The 10,640-nt window shown below is 61.8% G+C and carries 9 protein-coding genes; 1 reads left to right on the top strand and 8 read right to left on the bottom strand.

What is annotated here, in order from left to right:
• Positions 1 to 877 (bottom strand): glycosyltransferase (locus EOD07_RS09565; protein ID WP_127235250.1); only part of this gene is annotated, 877 nt, incomplete at its 3' end.
• A 209-nt stretch (positions 878 to 1,086) separates the two neighbouring features.
• On the opposite strand from EOD07_RS09565, the gene EOD07_RS09570 reads away from it, so the two are divergent.
• Positions 1,087 to 2,535 carry a polysaccharide pyruvyl transferase family protein gene (locus EOD07_RS09570; protein WP_245469997.1) on the top strand — a complete coding sequence of 483 codons (1,449 nt, stop codon included), beginning with the start codon at positions 1,087 to 1,089 and terminating at the stop codon, positions 2,533 to 2,535.
• On the opposite strand, the gene EOD07_RS09575 is transcribed toward EOD07_RS09570, so the two are convergent.
• The 7 genes from EOD07_RS09575 to EOD07_RS09605 form a co-directional block, all read right to left on the bottom strand.
• Positions 2,437 to 3,903, bottom strand: a complete 1,467-nt coding sequence (locus EOD07_RS09575) for a lipopolysaccharide biosynthesis protein (protein ID WP_040988719.1) — start codon at positions 3,901 to 3,903, stop codon at positions 2,437 to 2,439. The two genes, EOD07_RS09570 and EOD07_RS09575, sit on opposite strands and share 99 nt — an antisense overlap.
• On the bottom strand, positions 3,900 to 5,156 hold the full coding sequence (locus EOD07_RS09580) for a glycosyltransferase (protein WP_245469999.1): 1,257 nt from the start codon (positions 5,154 to 5,156) through the stop codon (positions 3,900 to 3,902). Before EOD07_RS09580 ends, EOD07_RS09575 begins: the two co-directional genes overlap by 4 nt.
• 78 nt (positions 5,157 to 5,234) lie before the next feature.
• Positions 5,235 to 6,314, bottom strand: a complete 1,080-nt coding sequence (locus EOD07_RS09585) for a glycosyltransferase (RefSeq protein ID WP_071036433.1) — start codon at positions 6,312 to 6,314, stop codon at positions 5,235 to 5,237.
• A 54-nt stretch (positions 6,315 to 6,368) separates the two neighbouring features.
• Positions 6,369 to 7,589 (bottom strand): glycosyltransferase family A protein, encoded by a 1,221-nt coding sequence (locus EOD07_RS09590; RefSeq protein WP_164772145.1) that lies wholly within the window; start codon positions 7,587 to 7,589, stop codon positions 6,369 to 6,371.
• Between the two features lie 94 nt (positions 7,590 to 7,683).
• Positions 7,684 to 9,015, bottom strand: coding sequence for a UDP-glucose/GDP-mannose dehydrogenase family protein (locus EOD07_RS09595; protein ID WP_127235252.1), 1,332 nt, complete (start codon positions 9,013 to 9,015; stop codon positions 7,684 to 7,686).
• A 74-nt stretch (positions 9,016 to 9,089) separates the two neighbouring features.
• Positions 9,090 to 9,974, bottom strand: coding sequence for a family 16 glycosylhydrolase (locus EOD07_RS09600; RefSeq protein WP_127235253.1), 885 nt, complete (start codon positions 9,972 to 9,974; stop codon positions 9,090 to 9,092).
• Between the two features lie 127 nt (positions 9,975 to 10,101).
• Positions 10,102 to 10,479, bottom strand: a complete 378-nt coding sequence (locus EOD07_RS09605; protein ID WP_127235254.1) for a hypothetical protein — start codon at positions 10,477 to 10,479, stop codon at positions 10,102 to 10,104.
• Positions 10,480 to 10,640: the final 161 nt, after the last annotated feature.

Below are 10,640 nucleotides of genomic sequence, written 5' to 3' on the forward strand. Positions count from 1 at the left end.
GGTTGGGAAGCAGCCATTCGGAATTCTGGCCGGCTTCGAAGAAATCGATCGCCCAGGAAAAATGCACCTGCCCGTAGATTGACGCCATGTCCTCCGGGTTGCGGTAAGGCCCCTCGAACGAAAGCCAGGGCTCGGCCTCGACGAAGCCATGAAAGTCCGGGAACTCGGACAGCGCCGGACGGCCCCTGAGCACGACCTCGAAACGCCCCGCCTGGCGGCGGGTGAAATCGGCCAGCAGCTCCAGCGAGCGGCGGCAGCGCAGCGCGCCGAACCAGCCGATGCGCCAGGGCGGCGACGCCGGGCTGTCGTCCTCGAGGGACCGCGCGGCGACACCGGATGCCGTCTCGAAATATTTGTTCTCGATCAACTCGACGGGTGCGACGATCTGCCCGAACGGCTCGAAATAATTGGCGATGAAGGCCGGCGAGCTCGTCACCAGAAGCTTCACGTCGCGGGCGAGACGACGCTCGGCGCCGCGCAACGTCCTGCCGACGAAATCGTCGCGCAGCACCAGACGGTGAATGTCCAGGCACTCATAGACGATCGGCACGTTTGCCCCGAGAGCAGCATTGGCGCGGCGGGCCAGCGCCAGCATTTCGAGATTGCGCGCGATGATGAGATCGGGCGTGGGCATGGCGCCCAGCTTCGCGCCGATCGACAAGGCTGCCTTGGCGACCGCGCCGAGGCGTTGCGCGAATCGGCCGTCGCGCGTCGCGCCGAGGTCGACAGGCTCGATGCCTTCGATCTCGGCGACCGGGCTGGTGGTGCGGCGGAAGCCCGCCAGGGTGACCCCGGCGCCGCCTGCCTTGAGCATCTGGACCCTCCGGCGCACCGCCGGGTCGGATACGTCATGCACAAGGTACAAGACATGCAGCATGTAACTCGACCGCTGTTGGGCCCACCCATCGGCGATGCTAGTACAGCTTTTGCTGCATCGCAACATTTTTGGTGCGGCGGAGCAAACGCCCGCACATTTTTTGTTGCACTGCAAAAATGATACGATACTCTGGCCCTGCTTGGCGTCGATCTGGATTCCTCATTGGCTGCCAGCGTGGCGCACCACGCCAGGATCGCGACGCGGATCGCGTGGCAACCACTTCGGCAAAACATGCCGTTTTAACCGCCGCTGACCTGGCGACGGACGCGAAACGAGGTTTCCCCATGAAAGTCGTGATCGAAAACACGGTGTGTCTGAACACGGGCGATGCCGCGATCCTCTTGGCTATCCGCCATATTCTCAGATCGATCGCCGGCGGCGATGTGCGGTTCCTGGTTTTCGACAGTCAGCCCGACGTCGCGGCCAGGCTTTACCCGAAGAAAGATTACCCGGATCTCGAATTCCACAAGCTGTTGTCGGAATCCCTATTCAAGGATCAGCGTGGCGGCGGGATCAAGGGCCGGCTCAAGTCGATCTACAATCGGGGAGTCTGGCGCGCCTTGCATCGCTTCGCGCAAAACGGCGCCGCCGGCAGCGTTTTCTTCAGCCAGGACGACCGCCGCGGCCTTGAAGCCTATGCGAGCGCCGACCTGGTGGTGACGACAGGCGGAACTTATCTCGTCGAGAATTACGATCTTGAAAAGCGCCTCAATCAATTCCGCATCGACGCGATGTTGGGAAAGGACCCAATCTTCTTCACGCAGTCGCTCGGCCCGTTCAAGAAAAGCTACAATCGCCAGGAACTGGGCCCGATCTTTGACCGGGCTCCGCTCATCCTGCTGCGTGACGAGCGATCCCGAAACCACATACTGGACCTGGTGAAGGACCCGGGCAAATGCCATGTGGTCGCCGATGCCGTGTTTGCCCTGGCGGATTCCGACAGGATCAAGAAACTTCTCGGCACCGCACCGGCGCCGACGGGCCGTGTCGCCATTTCCGTTCGCCACTGGAGCTTCGTCAGCGACGGTGAGGATGGCATGCGCCGCTATCTCGATTCGATCCGGGAGATCGCCACAATTCTTGTCAGAGACCACGCCAAAGAGGTGACCTTCGTTTCAACCTGCCAGGGCGTGCCCGAATATGCCCATGACGACGCCAAGACTGCGAGGGCGGTCGTGGGTGGACTCGACCCGGAGATCGCCAAACACGTCAATGTCGACGCCGCATTTCATACGCCCGACCAACTGATGTCGCTGGTGAAGGATTGCGACTTCGTCGTCGCGACGCGCATGCATATGATGATCATGTCGCTTTGCGTCGGCACGCCTGTGCTGCCGATCGCCTATGAATTCAAGACGAAGGAAGTCGCCAAGCGCATCGGCGTCGCCGACCTTCTGCTCGACATCGATACCGTGACGCCGTCGGAAGCAGCCGAAAAACTCGGCAGATTCATCGGCAATCTGGACCACTATCGGCGGGCAAGCCTCGAGGCGGTTCTAGATGAGCATGCGTCGGCAATGTCGGCAACGAGGCAGTTGTCGTCCGTGATAGGCAGCCGCTCACCCAATGTTGCCGGCAACGTTGGCAAGAGTGGCGAGCAACGCCTTGCGCGACTGCGGAACAGCAAGCATGAGGGCCAGGGCGAACCCGTAATTTAGGGCAATCGCGACGAGGATCGCGAGCAGGTCCGACTGATTGGTCAGCAACGCCGGCAGCGACAGGTACGAGAGCCAGGCGAGCAGCGACGAGACGATGAAGAGCCCCTGTATGCCCAGGAAATCGCCGGCTGTCACCGGGCCGACACGATGGATCATGGCGGCGAGCACCGGGACGCGCAGCACATAACCGCTGATGGCATAGGCGGCCGCGACGCCGATCGCCCCCCAATGCAGGCCGACGATGAACGAGGCGACCGTCGTCAGCGACGAATAGATGCCCCAATGGAACATCGTCTTCGTCTTGCCCTGGCAGATGAATATCCACCCCGTGGTGCTCGATACGGACTGCATCAGGCCGGCGATGCCCAGCCAGGCGAAAATCGGCGCCACAGCCATCCAACGCTCGCCGAAGAGAAGCCTGACCACCTGCTCCGAAGTCAGCGTCAGCGTCGCAATGCCGGGCATGGTGATGACGGCCAGCAGCCAGTTTGTCCGGACGTAGATGTCTCGAAAGCGCTGCTTGTCTTCATGGATGCGGCTGAGAAGCGGCACCATGATACGCGTCAGCGGCTGGTTGATGTTCTGCAGCGGAAAGAGGAGCAGCTTGTAGGCGCGATCATAGTAGCCCAGTTCGACCGCGCCGGAATATTTTCCGATGAGGATGTTGTCGAGGTTGCGGGAGAGAAAATTGACAAGGTTGAAGCCCGTGAGGTTCGCGCCGAACCTGAATATGTCGCCGTCGATCTTCAGATTCGGCCAGGACGGCATCCAGCGCGTCACCAACCAGCCGGCAGCCAGCGCCACGACGGCTGAAACAGCCGGGCCCAAAACCAGCGACCAATAGCCAAGCCCGCAATACGCCGCGGTTGCGGTGGCGAGCAGGCCGACGGCCGCGGTGATTGTGTCGTTGAGCGCAAGCTGGCCGAATTGCAGATGGCGGTTCATGAGGGCAAGCGGCACGGCGGCAAGACTGCCAAAAAGCAGCGGCACGGCGGAAGCAAGTGTTATTCCCCACATTCGCTGGTCGCCGTAGAAGGCGGCAATGGCGGGGGCCAGGCAAGCCACGACCGCCCCGGCGCACAGGCCGACAACCGCGCTCAGCCAGAAGACCTGGTTGAGTTGCCGCTGATCGATCTCCTTGCGCTGGATGACCGCCTGCTGGAGGCCGAGATCCTGGAGCAGGCCGACAAACGCCACGATCGGTCCCACGGAAGCCACCAGGCCGAAATCCTCGGGAACAAGCAGCCGGGCAAGGATGACGACCGAAAGGAACTGGATCGCTATCTTGAAGCCTTGGGCGCCAGCCGTGACCAGCCCGCCGCGCAAGGCTACGCGACCGAATTGAGGGGGCGGCGGGTTGGCGTTCATGTGACGGATCCGGTCTCCCCCAGCCGCGCGACGATCTGCGCAAAGCGTTCGTTCAAGATATCGGCATTGAAATCCGCCTCGACCTTCCTTCGGGCGGCAAGCGCTATCGGCTCGCATGGGCCCGGGTTCTCGGCGATCCAGGCGAGCTTACCGGCAAGCGCCGCGACGTCCCGTTCGGGTACGAGGAAGCCTGTCTTGTGATCCTCGATCAGTTCGGGAATCCCCGAATGATAGGTGCTGACAGCGATCAGGCCGCCGGCCATCGCCTCCATGAGCGCAACCGGGATTCCTTCCAGATCGCCGTCTCGCCCGGCGACGCTTGGCAGAAGAAAGACATCGGCGTCACGCAGGCGCTGCTTGACCTCGCCGTGCGGTCGCGGGCCAAGGAAACTCACCCTGTCGGCAATACCGAGATCGATGGCGGTGCGCTTCAACTGCTCCAACAATTCTCCGCCGCCAATCACCGAATAGATCCAGTCGCGATGCGGCAGGCCGGCGAGCGCGCGAAGCGCATATTCGGTCCCCTTTTTCTCGGTCAGCCGGCAAACCGAGATGAAGGACAGCGTACGTCCCTGCCAGCAGCGCCAGCGATATTCGATCTCGCCGGGGCGAATGCCCATGTGGTGGACCGCGACCTGCGCCGGCTCGGCGCCGGCATCGATCAGGGCCTGGCGGAAGAACGCATTCACAGGCAGTTGGAGAGCCCCTTGTTCAAAAACGGGCCTGTAGTAGCCGAGTGCGTTGTCATGCATCGGCCTGCCGACATCTGTGCCGTGGAAAATGGTCACCAAAGGCGCGGAAATCCTGCGCCGTTTCATAATGCGAGCGACGCGCAGGCCGTTATGGCCAAAATGCGCCACGATCACATCGACGTTTCGCAGCTTGTGCGCGTTAGCCAGGTCGATGAAGGTCGAAAGCTTGTCCCAAAACCTGCCGGACCATTTCCTGAGCAACGAGCGGTAGCGATTCAGGCCACCCCACCAGGAAACGACGGGCCCGGGCAATGTCCGCCAACGTGCATCGTCCACATTGCTGTCCTTGCCAAAGGCCATCTCGTTGCAGACGACACTAACTTCCATCTCTCTCTCGAGGCATCCGGCAATCTGATCGAGCACGAATGTCTCGGACAGGGTGGGAAACTTGTCGACTACGAAACAGATCCTCATCGGCAGGGTGTTCTCGCCCGGATCAGGCTGGAAACGTCGCCGGCAAAGCCTGACACATACGGCATGAACTTTGACTCCTGTCGGCACAACCTAGTATGAGCAATGCTGCGTCGCAACAATTTTGGTGCAACGCAGCAGATCAACTTTGTCTTCCAGCTCGCCAAACTACGCAGCGCGGCGAACGCCTTGCCGGGCCGCTCTTTCGAGCAGATCGAGAAACACCACCAATTGCCGCGCGGGATCGAGCTCCGGGCGTTTGGAGAAGGCGAGTGCCGCGGCCGAAAGCCGGTCGTATTCCTGGCGATCGTTCCACAGGCGCCTTACCGCCGCGGCCCAGTCGGCGAGCGGCGCGTCATAGTCGAGCACCACGCCCCCCGGACCGATCGCCTCGGGCAAGCCGCCGCGCCGCGATCCGACGACAGGGATGCCGCTGCAATGCGCCTCGGACGCGACTCGGCCCCAGGCCTCCTCCCATTTGCTCGGCGCAAGCAGGATCCTGGTACGGCCATAGACCGTCTTCATGTCGTTGGTGCGGTTTTCGAGCGTGACGTTGCCGAGCGGCGCGATGGTCTTCTCGACACGGGCGCGATGATCGTCGTCCAGCTTCCAGCTCTCGACGAAGAGGAAGGGGATCTCCGGACAGGCGGCCGCAATCCTCACAGCCAGATCGAACCCCTTTTCCTCATAGGGATTGATCATGGTGACGAATTCGCCGGTGGTGTGCGTGCAATAGAGGGCGTCGTTGATGGTCGGCGGAAGCACGACGGACTCGATGCCGAATTTTTCCTTGTAGACGCGCGCGGTGAACTCCGAATTGGCGATGTAAAGCGCCGAACCGAGTTCGCGCGGATCGCCGGCGAGCTCGTGAAACTCGACATTGTGCAGATAGACGACCAGCGGCACGCTTTCGGCAAGGAGCGCCTTTCCGAGCAGGACGGATTTGTGGCACTGCACGACGGCGACATCGGGCCTGGTTTTCCTGACGGCGAAGCCGGCCGCCTCCCAGGGGAACCAGGCGCGCAACACCGGATAGCCGGGAAAATTGTCGACGACCGCGGGCTGCCGCAACAGCTTCATCTTAGCGCGTGCCTTGAAGCCGAACATGCCGTCGCCGAACAGCGAGGCGAGGACCGATGCCTGGTGGCCATGCTCGATCAGCTGTTCGACCAGATGATGGGTGTTGGATTGCACGCCGCCGGTGAACTCGGGAATGTATCCGTTGCCGCTTGCAAAAAGCACTTTCATCGGTTGGCTCCTAGTTCGGTCCAGCGTTGTCCGGCGGCGCTCGATTGCAGGTCGTCAGCTTGCACTGCGCGGCAACGGAAGCTTCGACGTCATTGCCCGGCAGAGGCGGCTGACCGAGCCTGAAAGAGACAGCGTCGAGTACTCCCGCAAGAGCTTCGATGCAGGAACGAGTTTTCCCGCCTTCAAATCGCGGGCGAGAAAATGCGGGAAGGAGTGCATGTATTCCCTGACGATGTCGGCCTTCAGCGGACCTGGCTTCCATGCCTTCACAGCCGAGACGAATTCGTCGGCGGGGGCGGTGGCCAAGCCCGTGTCATAGGCTTCGAAGGTGCGCCGCACGATGGCGCGCTCCTTGTCACTGAGCGACGTCTTTCCGGCTCGCTCGGCAAGCTGGGCGTAGCGGCGGATGTCCGCGGCCGCATGATGCCATAGCCCCTTCCTCGCCATGATGCTCGAGCGCTGCAGCACCGCCTGCATTTCGAGATCGGCCGTTTTCGGCAATGCCTGTTCCGAGCGATCGAGATATTCGTGGAGATCGACCGACTTGTAGATCTCTTCCATGATCACGCGGTCGTACGAGCCCCAGGCCTTTATCCGGTCGGTGTAGGAAATCACCACCTTGGTGCTGCCGCGGACCATGTCGTGCTGGCGCTGGAAGAACATCAGGCCGTCGACCCGGATCGCCTTGAACCGGCGAGCGAGCCTCAACATCATCTCATAGTCCTGCGACCGGACCAGGGTCTCGTTGAAGCCTCCCACCTCGTCATAGCATTCGCGGCGCACCAGGAGACCGGGTTGGTGGACGTGGCAATATTCGAGGTGGGACGGGAAGAAATTGTCCGGGGTGACGTGGCCGAAGGCGACGATCTCGTAATCCTGCTCCTCGATCTGGGCCGAGCGCTGGAAGCGCGCATATTCGCCGAAAGCGAAATCGGCGTCCGGTTCCCGCTCGAAGGCGGCGAGAAACCGTTCCAGCGCCGTCGGGTGCGCGACGTCGTCGTCGTCGAATATCCAGACGAAATCGCCCGTGCAGTGCTTCAGGGCGAAATTCAGCGCCGTCGACTTGCCGCCGTTTTCCTTGCGGTGATATTCCACCGGGGCCGCGAACGAGGCGGCGACCGCACCAGTATTATCGGTCGAACCGTCGTCCACGATCAGGATTTGATCCGGCACCACAGTCTGCCGCAGCAGGCTGCCAATGCATTCGGGCAGGAACTTCTCCCGATTGAAGGTGGGGACGATGACGGTGACTGTGGGTCTCTGCCGCGAAGCCATTGGTGACCTCATTATTTTATTGCCGATGCGCCGTTCGCCGGCGTTGTGTCGCGGACGTGGCGACGACAATTGCCCTCGAGGCAAGCAGCCATCGTCATGCCGCCATCCTGCCGATCGAGAAATATTCGATGCCGTAGCGCGCGATCACCTTGGGATCGTAGAGATTGCGGCCGTCGAAGATGACCGGCGTCGTCAGCGCATCCTTGAGCGCGTCGAAGGACGGCGCGCGGAAGCTCTTCCATTCGGTGCAGATCAGCAGCGCGTCGGCGCCGCGCAGTGCCGCCTCCTTGGTGCCGCACAAAAGCAGATCCTCGCGCAGGCCGTAGATCGCCTGGCACTCCTGCATCGCCTCGGGATCGTAGGCCTGCACCTTGGCGCCGGCCGCCCATAGCGCTTCCATCAGCGTGCGCGACGGCGCCTCGCGCATGTCGTCGGTGTTGGGCTTGAAGGCGAGCCCCCAGACGGCAAACGTCTTGCCCCTGAGAGCGCCCTTGAAATAGTGGTTGACCTTGTCGAACAGGACCGACTTCTGCGCATTGTTGCGCTCCTCGACGGCGCGCAGCAATTTGGCGTCGAACTTGACGCCCTCGGCGGTCTTGATCAGCGCGCGCACATCCTTCGGGAAGCAGGAGCCGCCATAGCCGAGGCCGGGATAGATGAAGTGGTAGCCGATGCGCGGATCCGAGCCGATGCCCTTGCGCACCTCCTCGATGTCGGCGCCCAGCTGCTCGGCGAGATTGGCCATCTCGTTCATGAAGCTGATCTTGGTCGCCAGCATGCAGTTGGCGGCGTATTTGGTGAATTCGGCGCTGCGCACATCCATCACGATCATCTTCTCGTGGTTGCGGTTGAACGGCGCGTAGAGCTCGCGCATCACCATCTCGGTGTCCTCGCTGGAGGTGCCGACAATGATGCGGTCCGGCTTCATGCAATCGGCGACCGCCGAGCCCTCCTTGAGGAATTCCGGGTTCGAGGCGACGTCGAAGGCGAGGTCCTCGCGGCCGCGCTTCTTCAGCGTTTCCGCGATCCTGGCCTTCACCTTTTCGCAAGTGCCGACCGGCACGGTCGACTTGCCGACGACGATCTTGGGGCTGTCCATCTCGCGGCCGATGGTCTCGGCGACGGCGAGCACATATTTCAGATCGGCCGAGCCATCCTCGCCGGGCGGCGTGCCGACCGCGATCATCTGGATCTGGCCATGCCTGACCGCCGCTGCTGCATCCGTGGTGAAGCGGATGCGGCCGGCCGCGTGGTTTTCCTTGACGAGGCTTTCGAGGCCCGGTTCGAAAATCGGGATCAAACCCTGGTTGAGCCGCTCGACCTTCTTCTCGTCGACATCGACGCACACCACCTCGTGGCCGACCTCGGCAAGCACAGCGGCCTGGACGAGACCGACATAGCCAATCCCAAACACCGTCAAATTCATTTTGGTTCTATTCCTGTCAAAGGCCGGGCCACAAAAGCGGTCCGGCCGGTTCAGATGTCCCCAGGTCCAACGGCCTAGTTGCTGTTACTTATGCTGCATGCCAGCGATTCCGGAAACTGGCATGGCTGGCCCAGAGCCGTGAAAGCGACACGCTTGACCTGCATGGTCACCTTGCTGCCCGGATCGGTGAAGGCGCCCATCCAGTTGGTCAGCTTGTCGCTGCCCCAGAGGCTGAAGAAGATCTTCTGCGAATGCTTCGGCAGCTCGTCCGGGTTGGTCACTTCATGGACGAGCTTGCCGTTGACGTACCAGCGCAGCCGGTCCTTTTCCCAGACGAAGCCGTAATCGTTGAAGCCCTTGTCGGCGCCGCCCTCGACGTCGACCAGCTTGCCGTTCTTCGGCTTGCCCTGGATATAGCTGTTGACCTGCACTTTCGACGGGTCCTTGGTGAGGACCTCGAAGTCGATCTCGTCCCAGGGCTGTTTGTCCTGCGGGCCTATATAGGAGAAGAAGGCGGCGTTGAGGCCGGAGCCGGTGCCGGTCTTCATGCGCGCCTCGTAGACGCCGTAGCCGAAGCGCTGCTTGGTCTGGATCTCGGCGCAGGCGAAATCGCGGTCCTTCAGCTTGCGTTTTTCGAAGCCCAGCGACAGCACCCCGTCGGAAAGCCGCACGAGATCCTTCGACCAGGTGCAGTTCTGATGGGCGCCATTGGTCCAGCCGTCCGAGACGAACCAGCGGGACTGGTTGAAATTCAAGAAATTGTCGACGAAGGACGGTGCGCTTTTCAGCTCTTGCTGCGCCTCTTGCGCATGCGCGGGGTGCAGGCTTGCCGCAAGGGTCGCCGTAGCCGCAAATAGGGCTCCGATGAAGCCTAGCCTCAGGCTGGTTAATCTGCTCCCTGGCGCATGCGACATCGCGCAAGCCGCCATGGTGGAGGTGTCGTCCGGATCTGCGTTCATAACAAACTCACCTTGTGTTGTCCGCCCAACCCAAAGTCATTCCTGGCCCGTGCGAGCGAGCCGCTTCCGATCTTCCGCCCTCGAACTCCTCTAATGTCTCGTACCGATGACGGCGCCTACCGCGCCATCAGCCTCTTGCCGTCGCCTGCGCAGCAAGCCGATTGGAACCATCCTCGACGATCGCGTCGAGCGAATGACGCAGTTCCTTCATCAAACCTTTCTGGCGAGCGAGCTCCGCAATGCGCCGCTCGCAGTTCAGGATCGAGTTGGTCATCGCGCTGACATCCGATCCCTTGCTGGCCGACGCCGAACCGTTCTCCATCGCCTCGACCAGAAAGGCCGCGTTGGCGGCCGTCGACTTGTAACGGTTCTCCAGCCCGGTTTTCTCTGCCTCGATCTCCGCCGTGATCTGGTCGAACAGCTTCGCCAGCCGGTCGAAACGCTGAAGATCGGTCTGCCGGTCGCGCGCCGGATCCCGGGATCTGAAGCCAAAAATCGAAGCCATCCTATCGGCCTTTCGAAATTGCTGCATTGCAACATAGACTGCCATTCCGGCAGCGACTAGGCAACATCATAGTTTTGCGAATGCGGATTTTTTGAGGGGCCGCAGCTTCCGGGACGGCGCGGGATCACTCGTTTGCCGCATTGGTTGCCGCCATCAGGAAG

It is taken from the genome of Mesorhizobium sp. M2C.T.Ca.TU.002.02.1.1 (assembly GCF_003997225.1).